The organism is Bradyrhizobium altum (assembly GCF_020889705.1).
GTDB lineage: Bacteria > Pseudomonadota > Alphaproteobacteria > Rhizobiales > Xanthobacteraceae > Bradyrhizobium > Bradyrhizobium altum.
In genome coordinates, this window is the sequence record NZ_JACMYP010000191.1 from 1 (window position 1) to 17,538 (window position 17,538).

At 64.5% G+C, this 17,538-nt stretch carries 14 protein-coding genes; 8 read left to right on the forward strand and 6 right to left on the reverse strand.

Annotated elements, in window-relative coordinates:
• Positions 1 to 270 precede the first annotated feature (270 nt).
• On the forward strand, positions 271 to 1,371 hold the full coding sequence (locus tag H8B02_RS33635; protein ID WP_229170172.1) for an LLM class flavin-dependent oxidoreductase: 1,101 nt from the start codon (positions 271 to 273) through the stop codon (positions 1,369 to 1,371).
• A gap of 65 nt (positions 1,372 to 1,436) precedes the next feature.
• Here the strand turns inward: H8B02_RS33635 and H8B02_RS33640 are convergent, their stop codons facing one another.
• The 3 genes from H8B02_RS33640 to H8B02_RS33650 form a co-directional block, all read right to left on the reverse strand.
• Positions 1,437 to 3,119, reverse strand: a complete 1,683-nt coding sequence (locus H8B02_RS33640; protein ID WP_229170173.1) for a phospholipase D-like domain-containing protein — start codon at positions 3,117 to 3,119, stop codon at positions 1,437 to 1,439.
• Positions 3,120 to 3,337: 218 nt separating this feature from the next.
• The gene (locus H8B02_RS33645) at positions 3,338 to 3,508 is read right to left on the reverse strand and encodes a hypothetical protein (protein ID WP_229170174.1); all 171 of its coding nucleotides are present in this window, start codon (positions 3,506 to 3,508) and stop codon (positions 3,338 to 3,340) included.
• A gap of 47 nt (positions 3,509 to 3,555) precedes the next feature.
• Positions 3,556 to 5,595 carry a T6SS phospholipase effector Tle1-like catalytic domain-containing protein gene (locus H8B02_RS33650; RefSeq protein ID WP_229170175.1) on the reverse strand — a complete coding sequence of 680 codons (2,040 nt, stop codon included), beginning with the start codon at positions 5,593 to 5,595 and terminating at the stop codon, positions 3,556 to 3,558.
• A 222-nt stretch (positions 5,596 to 5,817) separates the two neighbouring features.
• On the opposite strand from H8B02_RS33650, the gene H8B02_RS33655 reads away from it, so the two are divergent.
• The gene (locus H8B02_RS33655) at positions 5,818 to 6,237 is read left to right on the forward strand and encodes a hypothetical protein (protein WP_092120059.1); all 420 of its coding nucleotides are present in this window, start codon (positions 5,818 to 5,820) and stop codon (positions 6,235 to 6,237) included.
• Positions 6,238 to 6,280: 43 nt separating this feature from the next.
• On the opposite strand, the gene H8B02_RS33660 is transcribed toward H8B02_RS33655, so the two are convergent.
• Complete coding sequence (locus H8B02_RS33660; protein ID WP_229170176.1) at positions 6,281 to 7,459, reverse strand: ABC transporter substrate-binding protein; 1,179 nt, start codon at positions 7,457 to 7,459, stop codon at positions 6,281 to 6,283.
• Positions 7,460 to 7,610: 151 nt separating this feature from the next.
• On the opposite strand from H8B02_RS33660, the gene H8B02_RS33665 reads away from it, so the two are divergent.
• Positions 7,611 to 8,156, forward strand: a complete 546-nt coding sequence (locus H8B02_RS33665) for a winged helix-turn-helix domain-containing protein (protein ID WP_229170177.1) — start codon at positions 7,611 to 7,613, stop codon at positions 8,154 to 8,156.
• A 51-nt stretch (positions 8,157 to 8,207) separates the two neighbouring features.
• Here the strand turns inward: H8B02_RS33665 and H8B02_RS33670 are convergent, their stop codons facing one another.
• Positions 8,208 to 8,828 (reverse strand): TetR/AcrR family transcriptional regulator, encoded by a 621-nt coding sequence (locus tag H8B02_RS33670; protein ID WP_229170178.1) that lies wholly within the window; start codon positions 8,826 to 8,828, stop codon positions 8,208 to 8,210.
• A 52-nt stretch (positions 8,829 to 8,880) separates the two neighbouring features.
• On the opposite strand from H8B02_RS33670, the gene H8B02_RS33675 reads away from it, so the two are divergent.
• From H8B02_RS33675 to H8B02_RS33695, 5 genes are all read left to right on the forward strand, one after another.
• On the forward strand, positions 8,881 to 9,138 hold the full coding sequence (locus tag H8B02_RS33675; RefSeq protein ID WP_229170179.1) for a hypothetical protein: 258 nt from the start codon (positions 8,881 to 8,883) through the stop codon (positions 9,136 to 9,138).
• A gap of 286 nt (positions 9,139 to 9,424) precedes the next feature.
• On the forward strand, positions 9,425 to 12,877 hold the full coding sequence (locus tag H8B02_RS33680) for an acyl-[ACP]--phospholipid O-acyltransferase (protein WP_229170180.1): 3,453 nt from the start codon (positions 9,425 to 9,427) through the stop codon (positions 12,875 to 12,877).
• Positions 12,878 to 12,940: 63 nt separating this feature from the next.
• On the forward strand, positions 12,941 to 14,716 hold the full coding sequence (locus tag H8B02_RS33685; protein ID WP_229170181.1) for an NAD(P)-binding domain-containing protein: 1,776 nt from the start codon (positions 12,941 to 12,943) through the stop codon (positions 14,714 to 14,716).
• Between the two features lie 14 nt (positions 14,717 to 14,730).
• On the forward strand, positions 14,731 to 15,693 hold the full coding sequence (locus H8B02_RS33690; RefSeq protein ID WP_229170182.1) for an alpha/beta hydrolase: 963 nt from the start codon (positions 14,731 to 14,733) through the stop codon (positions 15,691 to 15,693).
• A 165-nt stretch (positions 15,694 to 15,858) separates the two neighbouring features.
• Entirely contained in the window at positions 15,859 to 15,993 is a 135-nt protein-coding gene (locus H8B02_RS33695; RefSeq protein WP_376711741.1) for a hypothetical protein, read from the forward strand.
• A gap of 84 nt (positions 15,994 to 16,077) precedes the next feature.
• On the opposite strand, the gene H8B02_RS33700 is transcribed toward H8B02_RS33695, so the two are convergent.
• Complete coding sequence (locus tag H8B02_RS33700) at positions 16,078 to 17,283, reverse strand: ABC transporter substrate-binding protein (RefSeq protein ID WP_229170183.1); 1,206 nt, start codon at positions 17,281 to 17,283, stop codon at positions 16,078 to 16,080.
• Between the last annotated feature and the right edge of the window lie 255 nt (positions 17,284 to 17,538).

Below are 17,538 nucleotides of genomic sequence, written 5' to 3' on the forward strand. Positions count from 1 at the left end.
CCGCGTCGATGGTGGTCACGGCCGTGACCGTTGCCTATGCGGAGGGGCTTCGCGAGCACAAGGCGCGCCGATCGGCGGCCTCGACACGCGAGGCCTTCCTGCAGATCATGGAGCGCAGCTTTTCGGGTATCGCGGTCATGCTGAAGGGAACGCCCTACGCGTAATTCCCGGGCGGGCCGCATGCGACAAAGCCATTGTTCTGCCGTAGCCGGGGCAGGTACTCTCCGGAGCGCGTGCGGAAGACACGTATCGAACAAAGAGAGGAAACGCATGGAACTCGGATACTTCGCGATGCCGTCGCATCCGCCGGAGTGCGGATTGAAGGAGGGCCACGACTGGGACCTGCAGGTGCTGCGGTGGCTGGACGAGCTCGGCTATCAGGAAGCCTGGATCGGCGAGCACCACACCGCGCCCTGGGAGCCGCACCCGTCGCCGGATCTGTTGATCGCGCAGGCGCTGCTGCAGACCAAGGACATCCGCATCGGCCCCGGCGGCTTCCTCTTGCCGTATCATCATCCGGCCGAACTCGCGAACCGCGTGGCGATGCTCGATCATCTCTCGAACGGACGATTGAATTTCGGCGTCGCCGCCTCCGGCCTGCCGAGCGACTGGGCGATGTTCAATGTCGACGGCATGTCCGGCCAGAACCGCGACATGACCCGCGAGGCGCTCGAGATCATCCTGAAGATGTGGACCGAGCCGGCACCGTGGACCCACAAGGGCAAGTTCTGGACGGTGACCAAGCCGGACACGATGTTCGACTTCCTCAAACCCCACATCAAGCCTCAGCAAGCGCCGCACCCGCCGATCGGCGTCGCCGGCCTGTCGAAGAACTCGGACACGCTCAAGCTCGCCGGCGAGCGCGGCTTCATCCCGATGAGCCTCAACCTCAACCCGGCCTATGTCGGCAGTCACTGGGACTCGGTCGAAGCCGGCGCCGCCAAGACTGGCCGCAAGCCGAGCCGCAGGGACTGGCGGATGGTGCGCGAGGTGTTCGTCGCCGATACCGACGAGGAGGCATGGAAGCTCTCGACCGGCGACATGATGGGCCGGATGATGGGCGAGTATTTCCTGCCGCTGCTCGGCCACTTTGGATTCAAGGATTATCTGAAAGCGTCACCCGACGTGCCTGATAGCGACGTCACGGTTGAATATTGCGCCCGCAACAACTGGATCGTCGGCTCGCCCGCGACCGTCACCGAGAAGATCGAGAAGATCTATCAGGAAGTCGGCGGCTTCGGCGTGCTGCTGGTGTTCGGTTTCGACTACAAGCACAAGCCCGAGGCCTGGCACAATTCGCTGCGGCTGCTGAAGCAGGAGGTCTTGCCGAAGCTGAAGCACCTCGACGCCTCGGTCGGCCGCGCGGCGTAGGTTTGACGGTGAGGATCATGCGGGCAGCGGCAACGCTGCCCGCATGTCATGACGGATCGCCGGCCTCAGGCCGTTCCGAGCCAGAACCGGGTTTCGATTTGCGCCCAGCCCTTGCCGATGCGGCTGCTCAGCCACGTGTCGCTGCGCTTCAGACCCTTGTCCTTCTGGCCTTCCGGAGTGTTGCGCCAGGCCTGCCAGCGATACTGGCCGTAGATGCTGACGATGCGCGCGGCGTAGGTCAGCGCCAGCTGTGAATCGCCTCTGATGATGACGAGGTTGTCGTCGTTCTTGGTGCTGGCGCGGTCGGAGAAATTGTGCGAGCCGGTCATGACCACCGGGTTCTTGCCGGCCGGATCCAGCACGATCACCTTGCTGTGCACAGCGATCATGAATTTTCCGGTGTTCTTGATCTGGTGCTGCCACCAGTCGGCGGTCTTGTCGATGCCGGCGGGCCGGATCACGTCGGCAATCTGCTTGCCCTTGAAGACCTGCTGCTGGCCGCTGCCGGCCAGCAGTTGCAGCTGATCCTTTGGACTGTCCTTGCCCTGCGCCGGGAAATTGTTGAGCACCCCGCGTACATAGAGATTCTTGTCCTGCGCCTTCTCCAGGATCGGGCCGAGCAGGCCCTTGTTGCCGGGATTGAGCATCAGGCACACCGCGCCATGCTCGGCGTCCTCGATCATCTTGGTCGCTTCCTTGAGATCGCCGCTCCTGGTGGTCGGCGTGAACCAGACGCTGACGTTCGAGTTGCCGATCGTGAATGGCCATTCGTGATCGCCGGCGACAGCCAGCGCCTTCGGCGACTTGCTGCCGTCGGCATAGATCGCCTTCCAATGCTCGTGATAGGCCGCCGCGATCTTGTCGTCGGTGATCTCGAGCCCATTGTTGTTCTGGGTGCACAATCCGGTCCGGGTCCAGTTGGTGCTGCCGGTCCAGACCACTTTCGGTGTCTCGGCGCCGTCGCAGAACACCGCAAACTTGTTGTGGGCGTAACGGCTCGGCGCGATCTTGCGGCGGACGATGTCGACGCCCGCCTTCTTCAGCACGCCGGCGTTCTTCTCGGTCTCCTTTGCGGTGGCGTCGGACTTGCCGGTGCTGTTGCCGAGCACGACGTGGGCCTTGCCCTTCAGCGCAGTCAGCGCGGCGATCAATTCGGGATCGTTGAGCTCGTAGAGCGCGACATAGACGTCGACTTTGTCCTTCTTGGCCCCGGCCAGCAGGATGAGGAGGCGCGCGCCAAGCTCGCCCTTGAGGAAGTCGCGGATCTTGTTGCCCTTGGTGGAGATCGCCTTCTCCAGCGTCTGGGAGGCTTTCGGCGTAGTACCGATCGCGCGCGACAGCCATTGTGCCGAGATCGTGCCGCGGTTGAACCACGGCTTGAGCGGGCCCGACGGCGTGGCCGAGACGTAGTCGGTCCATGTCGCTGGCGCACTGTAGGCGGGCTTCACCTTGGTGGCGCCGTCCTTGAGAACCGGAACGACGCCATAGCGGACCGGCGCATCGGCCGGGGCCAGGAAATCGGTCCAGTTCGTCTTCTGCACCGGCCATTCGGTGCTCGGACGATGATCTCCCGCCTTGTGGCCCTGCACCTGATCCTCGAACCCGACCCAGGTGTCGACGACGGTCGCGCTCTTGCCCTGCTGCTGACGATAGAGCGCAAAGCCGAGGCAGTCCGGGATCATTGCCGCGACCTCCCAAACCACGAAGATGCCGTCGGTGGTTGGAAACGCCTGAATTGTGGAAATCATGGTGATGCCTCCAAATCACTGATGAGAAATATCCGCTCGATATGAACCTGGCGCGTCAGCGCCGCAGGAGACCCGAGGTGTCGCGTCGGATCGTTCAGGGCGCCTGGCGGCCCGTCTAGCAGGAGGAGTATGGAACAAAACATGCAACCGAAACTATCGGCTGGATCACAGATGGATCACGCCCGCCGTGCGGACCGGTCCGCCGCCATTGCGGCTGCCTAAAGCAACTTCACCGTGACCTTCGCCTTGCCCTTGTGATCGCCGTAGAACCATTTGTAGATCCAGGGCAGGCCGATGACGGCCTGGTTGACGTAGAGGAAGATCTCGCCGCTGCGATCTGCGGTGAACCTCGCCTTGTAGACCTGCGGGTCGGTGTTCAGCGCCGGCAAGGGATCGAGGAAATACTCGTCGACGCCGGTCTCTCCGACCCGTGCGATCAGCCTGAACCATGGCCGGAACAGGATGCGCCGCAGGAAGATCGTGGCGTATCCACGCCAGCGTTTTGCACCCTCGATGGTCGAGGTCCGGTATCCGATCGGCGTGACCGCGCGTCCGGCGTCCTCCCATGGCTCCGACATCGTGATCGCGATCTCGTATTTGAACCCGGTGCGGACCTTGAGCCCGGTCGGCGCACAGATCGCGCTGGTGTCGAAGTCGGCCGCATCCTGCGGGATGCCCTTGTCGACGGCGACGAGCTTGTCCCCTTGCAGAAGGCGCCCATCGAGTCCGCGGCATTGAACAGCAAATGGCTGAGCAGCGTCGCGCCGAACCAGACGAGCAAGGCCGTGAGCAGGAACGGCACGACATGCCGCTTCCCGACATTGAGGATCCACTGATAGATCGTGCTGGTCCGGAACCGATAGATCGCATCGTGCATGAACCCGGAGAGCGGCGTCGGGTTCGCGCGGTTGCGCCAGATGATCCGCATCCTGTCGCTGATCGTTGCGCTGAGCGAACTGCCCACACCCATCAGCACGAAAACGGCGATGATGCCGCCGGCGAACCATTCCGGGTTGCCGGCGTACCAATCGGTCCACCAGTGAAACGAAGCGGGCAGGAACGATTCGACGAAGCGCACCAGCTCCGAAATCATCCTGACATGGGAGCTGAATTCGTGCTCCTTGTGCTGGTTGTGGAACAGCCAGAACGTCGCCAAATGCAGCGACGCCGCCAAGGTGGCGAAGTAGGCGATCCGCCGCATCCAGACGAAATTCCACAGCTTCTCCTGCGTGGCATGACGCGCCGGCGCGCCGGCGGGCGTTTCAAACGTATTGGTGCCCAGCGGTGTCACCTGGCCGCTGCGGGAGACGACCACATAGCTCGGCGGAAGTCCGATCGGGGCATAGGCATTGGCGCCGCTGTCGATCCGCTCGAACACGCTTTCGTGGATCTTCGGCATCGGCACGCTCACGCCGGCATAGGGGTCGTTGCAGAGGTCGGCGACCTTGCGGGGACCGTACCGGTAATAGGCACCGAGGCCGGCCCGCGAATCGTAGAGGCGGCCATCCTTGTCCTCGGAGGACCTGATCGCCTTGATCGCATCGGGATCAGCGATCGGCGCGCTCTTGAACACGAGTCCGCGCTTGACGGCTTCGTCGACCAGCCAGGCCAGCGGCACGAAGGCGACGGCATCGTCCGGATAGCCGCCGCCGACATTGGCATGCATGCCGACGAACCAGACCTGGACGAGGCGCTCGCCATCGATCGTTGCCGGCACGGCCGGTGTGGGCTGTCCCGGCTCTTGCTCCGTCCAGAGGACCGGATGGAAGGTCGTGCGCTCGTCGTCGAGCGCCAACGCATGCCGTGCCCACTTGACCTTCTGGCTGAGAATCCGGTTCGGCAGCTCGAGCGGCCACACCCAGTTGGAGATGCCGCGTGTCATCTCGTCGATCGGCAGGCCATAGGCCGCGACGGTGTCCCAGATGCCGATGAACTCGATCGCTGGCACCGGCTTCCGTGCGATCTCCGCATAAGGCTTGTTGCGCTGAAGGCGGTCCAGCACCGGCACAAGGATGTAGTCGCGCAGCGCGCGGAACAGCACCTCGATGCGCCAGATCGAGTGGTAGCCCGCGGCCCGGTACGCGCGATAGGCCTTCACCGCGCCGTCGTGCAGTTCGGCTTCGGTGCCGGCGACGATCAGGCCCTGATCGAGGATGAGTGCGGCGAGCGTGCGCACGGTGAATGCGCCGCGGCTGAATCCGAACAGGTAGATCTGCGAATCGTTCTGGTGGTCGTAATTGCGGCAGATGAATTTGTAGGCATCCAGGATATTGCGCTTGAGGCCGTAGCCGAAGGCGCCGCCGAGCAGCGCAAGCGGGACGAAGGACGACGTGCCGACGCCGTCATCATACTTGGCGGCCTGCGCGTTGCCCTGCAAATCCAGCGACTGGAATATCCGCCAGACATTGGTGCGCCAGACGCTGGAGGCGGCGTTGCCGGTGCCGTCGGACAGGATAATGATCTTCGGGCTCGGCATCGAAAGACGCTCGCTGAAGTGAATGAAGCGGATGGCAAAGCGTAGCAGGGGCCGGATCGAATGCTACCTTGGATCGATCTTTAATCATTCGGTGCCGCGATAGGTGTGAACTGGCGCACAAAAGCGGCACGAGGTCGCGGCCATGTGAGGCGAGACGACTTTCGCGGCGTAACGAAAAGGCCTAGCCTGACCGGTGGCGCAATTCATTGATGAGGCACAGCAATGCGCAGCCGCGTCAGAAAATTTGCCCATGTCCTGGAGCGCTTCGGCCTTGCCCTGGCGGGGGCTGCAAGCGGTCTGTTCGTCGCCATCCATGTCGGCTCGAGCGTGTCGGCGCTGACCTCGCAGGCGTTCCTGCTGATCATGATGCTGGGCGGCGCGATCGGATTCTATGTTGGCATCGACACGCCGCCAAAGCTGTTCCATCCGAAAGACGGAACCTCGACGCGCAAGATCGACACGGCAGAATTGCTGAGCGCGATCGGCACCTTCCTCGCGACCATGGTCGCGTTCTTCTCGGTCGGCGTCGTCGTGTTGCGCAGCGAGCCGGACATCGCCTGGACCGCGGCGATCATGGCGGGCTGGGTGCTCGGCGTCGCGATGCAGATCGTCGCCGGCACGATCGCCCGCACCCGGGTCTGACGCGTCGGAGCGGCGCCAGGCCCGACCGGCTTCGCCGCCTGGCCTACTTGTTCGCGACCTTGGCGGGGTCCTTGATCGCCTTGAAGGTCTCGTGCTCGACGCTGTAGAGCTCGCCGCCGACCCTCTCGACCTTGCGAATGTAGATGTCGTGGACGACATCGCGCGTCTTCGGGTCGATCGACATCGGACCGCGCGGGCTTTCCCAAGCCATGCCCTTCATGGCTTCGATCAGTGCGTCGCCATTGGTCTTGCCGCCGGTCGCCTTCAGCGCCTCGTAGATCAGATGCATACCGTCATAGGCGCTGACGCTGATAAAGTTCGGACGGACGTTGGCATTGGCCTTGCGGAACGCTGCGACATAGGCGCGGTTCAGGTCTGATGGATGAGCGGCGGAGTAGAATCCGGCCGTGATCATGCCGATCATGGCATCGCTCATTCCCGGCAGGTCCTCGTCGTCAGCGATGTCGCCGGGGCCGATCAGCTTGATCCCGCTCTTGTCCAGCCCGCGCTCGACAAATTGCTTGGCCAGGATGGCGGCCTGGCTTGCCGGCACGAAAATGAACAGGGTATCGGGATTGCCGTCCCGCGCGCGCTGCAGGAACGGCGCGAAATCGGGATTGGCCAGCGGCACTTTCAGCGCTTCGACGATCGATCCGCCCGCCGCGGTGAAGCTCGCCGAAAATACGCCGGCGGCTTCATGCCCGGGTGCCCAGTCGGACGCGATGATGGTGGCCCGCCTCGATCCGTTCCTGGCCGCCCAATCCGCCAGCACGCTGGCCTGCTGCGCGTGCGTCCAGCTGGTGCGGACGAAGTAGAGCGATCGTTCGGTCACGATCGATGTGCCCGATACCATGACGACGGTTGCCGTCTTGCTCTCAGTGACCAGCGGTGCGAGCGCGAGCACGCTCGGCGTCAGTCCGCCGCCCAGGATCGCGGCCTTGTCGTTGACGATCAGTTCCTGCGCAATGCGCTTGGCGTTGTCGGGTACGCTGGCGTCGTCCCGGACGATCAACTCGATTTTGCGGCCTGCGACCATGTCGCCGTGCTGCGCCATGTAGAGCCGCGCCCCGGCGACGGCCTGTTTGCCGACCGGCCCCAAAACGCCGGTCAGCGGCATCACCAGCCCGACCTTCACGACGTCCTGCGCCCGAGCCTTTCCCGACTGCACCGCCGTGAGCGTCAGAACAACCCCGGCCAACACGGCAAACCGCTTCCTCGACATGGCCAACCTCCCGCGTGCCCGGAAATGACGCCGGGCCGGCTCCCGACTATCGGCTTCGCCGCAGGGAAGTCCTGATCAAGAAGTGACAGAACGACGAATTTCCTGCTAAATTTCCCTAATTGGTGCCGTCTGTGGGCATGGAGTGACCTCTATGGACCCGGGGACTGATTCCGTTTTGGTATTTGATTCATTTGTATTGGACCTTGCCCGCGGCGTTGTGCGCGTGAATGGCGTCGACCTTGATCTTAGGCCGAAGTCTTTCGCGGTGCTCCGCCATCTCGCCAGCAATGCCGGGCGGCTGATCTCCAAGCAGGATCTGCACGCGGCAGTCTGGGGCAACGTCGCGGTCTCGGACGATTCGCTGGTCCAATGTGTCCGCGAACTGCGCCAGAAGCTACGGGATGACGACCACCGCATCATCAAGACAGTGACGCGGCGGGGCTATCGCCTCGATGCTGAACCGATTCCGCCGTCGCGCGACCGTGGACCGCACAACGCTCCGCGCAGGGCGTCGACTTCCTGGGACGTAGCCGCACGTTTGGCCGCGCTTCCCCGATGGGTGCTGGTCGCCGGCCTGTCGCTGATCGTCTTCGCGGCTCTTGCATCCGTGCCGCCGATTGCCAACGGGACGTGGCATCCCATGGCGGAATTGGCGAACTGGCTTGCACCGCAGGATCACGGCATCGTGACAAACTAGATGCCGTTGGTGATGATCGTCGCCGGCACGGTTGCCCGCACCCGCATGTGACTATGCGCTGCGCGTGACGCCCAATCCCGCAAGATGCGTGTCGACGAACTGTGCGAGCCGCTCGCGCAGCTGCTCCGGCGGCACCGCGACCATGCGCTCCTCCAAGCCCAGCGAGATGATGCCATGGACCGCGGAGAACATCATCCGCGACAGCACCGCGACGTCGCCGGGATCGCGATCGGGCAACAGCCGCACCAGCGGCGCATGCATCAGCGCGAAGGCATCCATCACCATCGCCAGGATATCTTCCGGAAACGGCCGGTCGTCCTCCATCCGGTGCTCGAACAGCGAGCGCAGCAGATTGGCGTGCTCGGTGGCGAAGCCGAGATAGGCGTCCGCAAGCCCGTGGAGCTGGCGCAGGGGATCGTCGGCCGGGACTGCCTTGAGCCGCTCGGTCAGGGCCTGAACGGTCTCCCGGTTCACGGTCAGGATCAGGCCGTCGAAGTCGCCGAACTCGTTATAGACGCTGCCGATGGAGCAGCCGGCGGCCTCGGCAACATCGCGAACCTTCAATGATTTCAAGCCTTTAATTGCAATATATCGGCGCGCGATCTCGATCAGCAGACCGCGCCGCTGAAGTTTTTTCCGGTCTCGTCGCGATTCTTCTTGAACAATGTTCATTTTCGTACTACTAATTTGAGCGCTGCTCAAGTTGGCATAGGAGGCCACTTACATGCAGACCCTAGCACTTCAATTGACCGCCACCTTTGTCGATGACGCGATCGAGCTCGTGAAGGGCTTTGGCCGCGCCATCTTCGCCCTGGCGACCGCCCCGATCGAGCGGATCGCCCGCGCCTGCGACGTCGCAGGCGTGCTGGAGCAGCGGCGCGCCGATCGGCGCGCGCCGCGCCCGGCGGCCCAGCGTGGTAGCCGGTGCAAGTCACGCCACTGCCGATGGTCGCCGTTCGGCGGCCTGAGTGATCTGACCTGACGCGCCCACTCCGCAATTGTCGCCGAAACCTCAACGAAGCACTCACCATGTCCCTCGCGAGCCCGTTTCGATGTCGATCGACCACAACCCTGGATAAGGTCTCGTACATTTCTGCCGGGCATTGTCGCGGCGCCCGGCGCGGCCGATCCGCGCCGGTTCGAACCGATACGTTGCGGAAAAGACTAAAGGCTGCGGCATCTACGTCATTTTCACCATGCTCTTCATTCTCTGCCACGCGAATTCGCAGACCTGCCAGCGCCGTGCGCGCTAACCCAAGGAACCGGTCATGATCAAGGAATTGATGACGTCCCGCCGCTTCGCGCCGCTGTTCTGGTCGCAGTTCTGCTCGGCGCTGAACGACAACGTGCTGAAGAACGCGCTGGTCATCATGCTGCTGTATGGCGTCGCCAACGAGCAGGGGCCGGCGCTGGTCCAGCTCGCGGGTGCGGTCTTCATCGCTCCGTTCTTCGTGCTGTCGGCGCTCGGCGGCGAGCTCGCCGACCGCTACATCAAGTCCATCGTCGCGCGCCGGCTGAAATTCTTCGAGATCTTCGCCGCCGCCTTCGCCGCAGCCGGCTTCTTCACCCATTCGATCCCGCTGCTGTTCATCGCGCTGGCGCTGTTCGGCATCGTCGCCGCGCTGTTTGGCCCGGTGAAATATGCTGTGCTGCCCGACCAGCTCTCGGTTTCCGAACTCGCGACCGGCAACGCGTTGGTCGAGGGCGCGACCTTCATGGCGATCCTGATCGGCACCATCGCGGGCGGCATGTTCGTCGCCGGTGCCAGCCACATGGGCTGGATCTGCGCAGCCGTCGTGGGTCTGTCGGTGCTGTCCTGGGGATTTGCGTCGCGCATTCCGGTGACGCAGCCGTCCGCGCCGGATCTGCCGATCACCAAGAATCCCTGGACCTCGACGGTGCGCCTGTTGAAGTCGCTCTATGCCGAACAGCGGCTGTGGGATGGCATGGTGATCGTGTCCTGGTTCTGGATGGTCGGCGCGATCGTGCTGTCGCTGCTGCCCGCGCTGATCAAGGAGGGCGTTGGCGGCACCGAGGGCGTGGTCACGCTGTGCCTCGCCGTGTTCGCGATCGGCATTGCCGCCGGCTCGCTGTTCGCCGCGCAATTGAGCCATGTTCGCCCGAATCTCGCGCTGGTGCCGATCGGCGCCATCGTGATGGGCGTGATCGGCCTTGACCTCGCCTGGGCGATCGCCACCACCTCGCTCGGCAGGGATGTCACCGCGGCCGCGTTCGCGTCCTCGTTCGGCGGCTTCCGCATGCTGGCTGATTTCTTCCTGTTCGCGTTCGGCGGCGGCCTGTTCGTGGTGCCGTCATTTGCGGCCGTGCAGGCCTGGACCGCGCCGTCCGAGCGCGCCCGCATCATCGCTGCCGGCAATATCCTGCAGGCAGGCTTCATGGTTGCCGGCGCGGTGTTCGTCGGCGCGCTGCAAGCTGCCGGCCTGCCGATCGCCTGGATCTTCTTCGGCCTGGCGATCGCGAGCTTCGGCACCGTCTGGTTCGTGCTGAACAAGTGGGGCAAGGAAGGCGTACGCGATTTTGGCGCGCTGCTGTTCCGTGCGCTGTTCCGGCTCGAGGTGCGCGGCATGGAGAATCTGCCCCCGGCCGGCACGCGGATGCTGATCGCGCCCAACCATGTCAGCCTGGTCGACGGTCCGCTGCTGCACGCCATGCTGCCGATCGATGCGAGCTTCGCCGTCGACACCGGCATCGCCAAGGCGTGGTGGGCCAAGCCGTTCCTGAAGATGATCAAGCACTACACGATGGACCCGTCCAAGCCGCTGGCCGCGCGCGACCTGATCAAGCTGGTGGCCGCCGGCGAGCCGGTCGTGATCTTCCCGGAAGGGCGCATCACGGTCTCCGGTTCGCTGATGAAGGTCTATGACGGCACCGCGATGATCGCCGACAAGGCCGATGCGGTCATCGTTCCGGTCCGCATCGAGGGCGCGCAGCGCTCGCATCTCAGCTATCTCAAGAATGGCGAGATCAAGCGCTCCTGGTTCCCCAAGGTGACGATCTCGATCCTGCCGCCGGTCAAGCTGCCGATCGGCCAGTCGCTGAAGGGCAAGGCGCGCCGCAATGCCGCCGGCGCCGCGCTACAGGACGTCATGATCGACGCCATGGTCCAGAACGCGATGCTCGACCAGACGCTGTTCGAGGGCCTCGGCCATGCCTATCGCGACCGCGACACCGGCAAGCCGATCATCGAGGACGCGCTCGGCACCAAGCTGACCTATCGCAAGCTGATCCTCGGCGCGCAGGTGTTGAGCCGCAAGCTCGAGCAGGGCACCGCGGTCGGCGAGAATGTCGGCGTGCTGTTGCCGAACTCGGCCGGCGTCGCCGTCGTGTTCATGGCGCTGCAGACCATCGGCCGCGTGCCGGCGATGCTCAACTTCTCGGCCGGTCCGGTCAACGTGCTGGCCGCGATGAAGGCGGCGCAGGTGAAGACCGTGCTGACCTCGCAGGCTTTCATCGAGAAGGGCAAGCTCGACAAGCTGATCACGGCGATGGCGGGCCAGGCGCGCGTCGTCTATCTCGAGGACGTCAGGGCCGACATCGGCCTCGCCGACAAGATCGCAGGCTTCCGCGCCGGCATCGCGCCGCGCGTCGCCCGCCAGGCCAACGATCCCGCGGTCATCCTGTTCACCTCCGGTTCGGAAGGCACGCCGAAGGGCGTCGTGCTGTCCCACCGCAACATCCTTGCCAACGCGGCGCAGGCGCTGGCGCGGGTCGATGCCAATGCCAACGACAAGGTGTTCAACGTCCTGCCGGTGTTCCATTCGTTCGGCTTGACCGGTGGCATGATGATGCCGCTGCTCGGCGGCATCCCGATCTTCATGTATCCGTCGCCGCTGCACTACCGGATCGTGCCCGAGCTGATCTACCAGACCGGCGCGACCATCCTGTTCGGCACCGACACCTTCCTCACCGGTTACGCCCGCTCGGCGCATGCCTATGATTTCCGCACGCTGCGGCTGGTGATTGCCGGTGCCGAAGCGGTGAAGGAACGCACCAGACAGATCTACATGGAGCGCTACGGTATCCGCATTCTCGAGGGCTATGGCGTCACCGAGACCGCGCCGGTGCTGGCAATGAACACGCCGATGGCGAACCGCCAGGGCACCGTCGGCCGGATCTCTCCGCTGATGCAGTATCGCCTCGATCCGGTTCCCGGCATCGAGGAAGGCGGACGGCTGTCGGTGAAGGGGCCGAACGTGATGATCGGCTACCTCCGTGCCGAGAATCCCGGCGTGCTCGAGCCGCTGCCCGAGGGCTGGCACGACACCGGCGATATCGTCACGGTCGATGCGCAGGGCTTCATCGCGATCAAGGGCCGCGCCAAGCGCTTTGCCAAGATCGCGGGCGAGATGGTCTCGCTGTCGGCGGTGGAGACGATGGCGTCCGCACTATGGCCGCTAGCGATGTCGGTTGCAGTCTCGATCCCCGACGCGCGCAAGGGCGAACGCATCGTGCTGCTCACCACCGAGAGGAATGCCGACCGCGCCGCGATGCAGCGCCAGGCGAAGAGCGTCGGCGCCTCCGAACTCGCGGTGCCCGCCGATATCCGCGTGGTCGACAAGGTGCCGCTGCTCGGCACCGGCAAGACCGACTATGTCGGTGCTACTGCGCTTGCGAAGGAACTCGCCGCGGCGCCTGCGGCGCAGGCCGAGCCTGCCGGCGAGGAGGGCGAGCCGGACTCGCTGCAGCAACACGTCGCATGATGGTTGTGCTTTTCGGGAGCATGTTGTCAGATAGACGGCAACTGCTCCCGAGAAAGCACGATCATGCTGGACAAACTGAACCCGGCTACAGAGGACGCGCCTGAACTGTTAGCCGAGCGCTGGATCGGCGCGCTGGATACGGCGCTCGCCAGCCGCTCCGCTGATGCTCTCTCCGCGCTGTTTGCGCCCGACAGCCACTGGCGCAACATCTTCGGCATCTCCTGGCATTTTGCGACATTCAGCTCGCGACAGAGCGTCGTTGCCGAGCTGCTCGCGCGTGCTGACGCGGCGAACGCGCGCGGATTTCGTCTCGATGACCGTGCCTTGATACCGCGGCGCGGCGTGATGGCCGGACGCGAGGTGATCGAGGCGGTCTTCACCTTCGACACATCGAGTGGCCCCGGCACCGGCGCGGTCCGCCTGCTGCATGAGAGGGGCGGAAATTCCGCAGCGTGGACGTTCTCCACGATGCCTGACTTCGACCGCATCTGCGACGCGCGCGCTACCCACGCCGCCGAACAATCCCACGCGCGCGATTTCGCCGCACCCGATGGGCTGGAGCAGCGGCAGATCTCGCGCGCCTATGCTGACCGCGAGCCCGATGTGCTGATCGTCGGTGGCGGCCATGCCGGCATCGCGGCCGCCGTCGAGTGCAAGCGGATCGGGCTCGATGCCCTGATCGTCGATCGCCAGCAGCGCATCGGCGACAATTGGCGGCTGCGCTATCGCGGCCTCAAGCTGCACAACAAGACGCCGGTCAATCTGTTTCGTTACCTGCCGTTCCCGCCGACCTTTCCGGACTACATCCCGAAGGACAAGATCGCGAACTGGCTGGAAAGCTATGTCGACATCATGGAGCTCGACTTCTGGACCGAGACCTCGTTCGAAGGCGCGCGCTATGACGAAGCGGCGCAACGCTGGACGGTGACGCTGCAGCGGAGCTGTGGCCCGCGCGCGCTGCATCCGAAGCACATCGTGCTCGCCACCAGCGTCAGCGGCACGCCGAATATCTCCACGATTCCAGGCATCGAGCGCTTCAACGGCCGTGTGCTGCATTCCAGCGCGTTCGCGGCGGGACGCGAATGGGCAGGGCGCTCGGTGGTCGTGTTCGGCACCGGCACCAGCGCGCATGACATCTGCCAGGAGCTGCATGCCGCCGGCGCCGACGTCACCATGGTGCAGCGCAGCCCGACCATGGTGGTCAATGTCGAGCCGGCGCAGCTCTACGACAAGACTTATCTCGGCGACGGGCCGCCGATCGAGGTGCGCGACATCCTCAATTCCGGCGTGCCGCTGCCTGTGATGAAAATCGCGCACCGGATCATCACCGACGAGGTGAAGCGGCTCGATGCGCCGCTGCTGTCGCGGCTGGAGCGCGCCGGCTTCCGCCTTGAATTCGGCGAGGACGGCACCGGCTGGCCGCTGAAATTCCGCTCCCGCGGCGGCGGCTATTACTTCAACGTCGGCTGCTCCGAATTGATCGCCGACGGCAAGATCCGCCTGATCCAGGCCACGGACATCACGGGCTTTACCGCCGATGGCCTCGCGCTGAAGGACGGCACTGCGCTCGCCGCCGAGCTGTTCGTGCTCGCCACCGGCTACAAGGGCCCCGACCATCTGGTCGGCAGGCTGTTCGGCGAGGATGTCGCCGCGCGCGTCGGCCGTGTGTGGGGCTTCGACGATGCGACGCAGGAGCTGCGCAACATGTGGAGGCGCACGGGCCAGCCCGGCCTCTGGTTCACCGGCGGCGCGTTCTCGCAGGCCCGCATCTATAGCCGCTTCATCGCGCTGCAAATCGCAGCGATCGAGGCCGGCAGCCTTTCCAAGCATCTGACCTGAACTGAAGGATTCCCATGCCGCTTCCGCTCGATCCCGTCATTGAGACGATCATCCCGCTGCTGCCGCTGCGCGATCCCGCAACCATGACGGCGCAGAGCTGCCGCGATTCGCTGCGGGCGCTGGCCGAGGCGCGCAAGGCGGTGCCGCCGCCGCCGGTCGATGTGGCTGATGATATCGCGGTCGCGGGCGCGGCGGGCAAGCTTGGCGCGCGGCTCTATCGCAACGGCCGTGGCACGGCGCCGACCGTGATCTTTTTCCACGGCGGCGGCTGGGTCGCCGGCGATCTCGAGACCCATGACCGCCAGGCCCGCAACCTCGTGATCGAGACCGGCGCGGTGGTGGTCTCGGTCGACTACCGTCGCCCGCCGGAGACGCGCTTTCCCGGCGCCTTCGAGGATGCATTCACTGCTGTCCGCGACGTGGTCGCGCGGATCGCCGACTTCGGCGGTGACCTCTCCCGCGTCGGCGTCGCCGGCGATTCCGCGGGCGGCAATCTGGCCGCCACCACGGCGCTCGCCTGCCGCGACGCCGGCATCCGGCTCGCCGGGCAATTGCTGGTCTATCCCGTCACCGACGTGGTCGGCAATTTTGCCGATGCAGGCGAGAACGCGAAATTTCCGTCGCGCGCCGAGAATGCCGAGGGCTATTTCCTGACGCGTGCGACGATGCAGTGGTTCGCGGGGCATTACCTCGCGGACAAGGCTGATGGCACTGACTGGCGCGTCTCGCCACTGCGCGCGAAGAGCCTTGCGGGTGTCGCGCCGGCCGTGGTGACGACCGCCTGGTTCGACCCGCTGCGCGACGAGGGCCATGCCTACGCGAGAGCGTTGCAGGCGGCCGGGGTGCCGGTGACGTATCACTCGGGCGAGGGGCTCATTCACGGCTATTTCGGTCTCGGCGATGCCTCGGAGGCCGCACGCGCCGAAGCGCAGCGGGCGCGGGCGGATTTCAAGGTGTTGTTGGAGAAGGGGGTGTAACTCCTCCCTTATCCCCTGGAGGGCACTTGCGGGGGGAGGCGCGTTGTCAAAATATCGAAAACAACCCCATGCAAAGTAGCCGGCAGTGGCCGGCGTTTCGATCATGCTACTTGACGCGTCGGGCAACTCACGGATAATCTTCTAATATTCCGAAATAAGGCAGACGTGCGGTCGCCCCATCATTCCGGCGAGGGGCTCATTCACGTCTACTTCGGTCTCGGCGATGCCTCGGAGGCCGCACGCGCCGAGGCGCAGCGCGTGCGGGCGGATTTTCAGGTGTTGTTGGAGCGGGAAGTCTAGCCTCCTCGTCGTCCCGGCCTGGTGCGCAATTGCGCACGGGGGCCGGGACGACGATGGGGATGGTTTGGCGTTCAACAACGCCCCTCAATCATTCCCGATCGTGTCGCCGAACAGCTGCCAGGTTTCGCCGTTGAACTTCTGCAGCCGCATTGCCTCGACCGGGAAATAGTCGGTCGGCGAGGTCTTCACCTTGATGCCGGGCAGGAACATCGGCAGCGCGATGTCGAGATTGGCGGCCTGCTTCATGATGTTCTCATGGGTGAGGTCGTCGCCGCATTGCTTCAGCACCTGCACCGTCGCCTCCGCCACCACATAGCCGTAGACGATCAGCTGGTCCTGCAGATTGCCGTCCGGGAAATACGTCTTCATGAAGTCCTGCCAGGCGACCACATCCGGATCCGTCTTCCACTGCGGATCGTTCGGATCCTTCAGCGAGTAGGACGAGATGATGTCCTTGGCATAGTCGAAGCCGGCCGGCTTCAGCACCGAGGACACCGAGGTCGAGGTCGCCGCGAGGAAGAACAGGTCCGGCTTCCAGCCGATCTCGCCGATCTTCTTGATCGCCTGCGCCGCCTGCTTGGGGATCGCGTGCATGAACAGCACGTTGGCGCCGGACGATTTCAGCTTGACGATCTGGCTGTCGACCGTCGGATCGGTCGATTCATAGGTCGTCTCCGCCACCACCATCTTGGCGGTGTTCTCCGGCCCCAGTCCCTTCTTGAAGCCGTTGCCGTAATCCTTGCCGGCGTCGTCGTTCTGGTAGAACAGCGCGATCTTCGCGTCCGGCTTGTTGGTCAGGACATATTTGGCATAGACCGCGGTCTCGGCCTGGTACGACGGCTGGAAGCCGATCGACCACGGATAATGCTGATAGTCACCCCACAGGGTGGCGCCGGCGCCGACGAACAGCTGCGGCACTTTCTTGTCGTTGAGATATTTGCGCACCGCAAGCCCGGTCGGCGTGCCCAGCGGATTGAGGATCGCGGCGACCTCCTCCTGCTCGACCAGCTTGCGGGTCTGCTCCACCGTCTTCGGCGGCGAGTAGCCGTCGTCGAGCGTGATCAGATTGATCTTGCGCCCGTTCACGCCGCCCTGGTCGTTGATCATTTTGAAGTAGGCGGCCTGCGTCTTCGCGATCACGCTGTAGGCCGACGCCGCGCCGGAGAATGGCGAGGTCTGTCCGAGCTTGATCTCGGTGTCGCTGGTACCAGCGCCGTATTTCTTCTCGGCGGCGTGAACTTGCGTCGCGAGCGCAAGCGCGAGTGCTGCCGTGATGGCCTTCCAGATCATCGTGAGCCTCCCTGTGGCGTTCTTATTGTTCGCGAGGGGAGCTTACGCAGCTCGAGGGAGGCAGGCTTGCGACGAGACGCCGGGGCAGGGATGCGAAATTGCGGCGGGGTGTAATGCCGAGGTTGGCGAAATCAACGAGTGTGCGGTGGCCTGCCGCGATGTGGAATGATTCTCAAAATCTCCCCGCGTGCGGGGCGTTTCTTACCTCGCCCCGCTTGCGGGGAGAGGTCGGATCGCATGAAGCGTAGCGCAATG

Excerpts from the sequence above, each read along its gene's own strand:
- H8B02_RS33700 (WP_229170183.1), bottom strand. The coding sequence starts at position 17,283 with ATGATCTGGAAGGCCATCACGGCAGCACTCGCGCTTGCGCTCGCGACG.
- H8B02_RS33690 (WP_229170182.1), top strand. The coding sequence starts at position 14,731 with ATGCCGCTTCCGCTCGATCCCGTCATTGAGACGATCATCCCGCTGCTG.
- H8B02_RS33635 (WP_229170172.1), top strand. The coding sequence starts at position 271 with ATGGAACTCGGATACTTCGCGATGCCGTCGCATCCGCCGGAGTGCGGA.
- H8B02_RS33665 (WP_229170177.1), top strand. The coding sequence starts at position 7,611 with ATGGACCCGGGGACTGATTCCGTTTTGGTATTTGATTCATTTGTATTG.
- H8B02_RS33640 (WP_229170173.1), bottom strand. The coding sequence starts at position 3,119 with ATGATTTCCACAATTCAGGCGTTTCCAACCACCGACGGCATCTTCGTG.
- H8B02_RS33655 (WP_092120059.1), top strand. The coding sequence starts at position 5,818 with ATGCGCAGCCGCGTCAGAAAATTTGCCCATGTCCTGGAGCGCTTCGGC.
- H8B02_RS33650 (WP_229170175.1), bottom strand. The coding sequence starts at position 5,595 with ATGCCGAGCCCGAAGATCATTATCCTGTCCGACGGCACCGGCAACGCC.
- H8B02_RS33660 (WP_229170176.1), bottom strand. The coding sequence starts at position 7,459 with ATGTCGAGGAAGCGGTTTGCCGTGTTGGCCGGGGTTGTTCTGACGCTC.
- H8B02_RS33670 (WP_229170178.1), bottom strand. The coding sequence starts at position 8,828 with ATGAACATTGTTCAAGAAGAATCGCGACGAGACCGGAAAAAACTTCAG.
- H8B02_RS33685 (WP_229170181.1), top strand. The coding sequence starts at position 12,941 with ATGCTGGACAAACTGAACCCGGCTACAGAGGACGCGCCTGAACTGTTA.
- H8B02_RS33675 (WP_229170179.1), top strand. The coding sequence starts at position 8,881 with ATGCAGACCCTAGCACTTCAATTGACCGCCACCTTTGTCGATGACGCG.
- H8B02_RS33680 (WP_229170180.1), top strand. The coding sequence starts at position 9,425 with ATGATCAAGGAATTGATGACGTCCCGCCGCTTCGCGCCGCTGTTCTGG.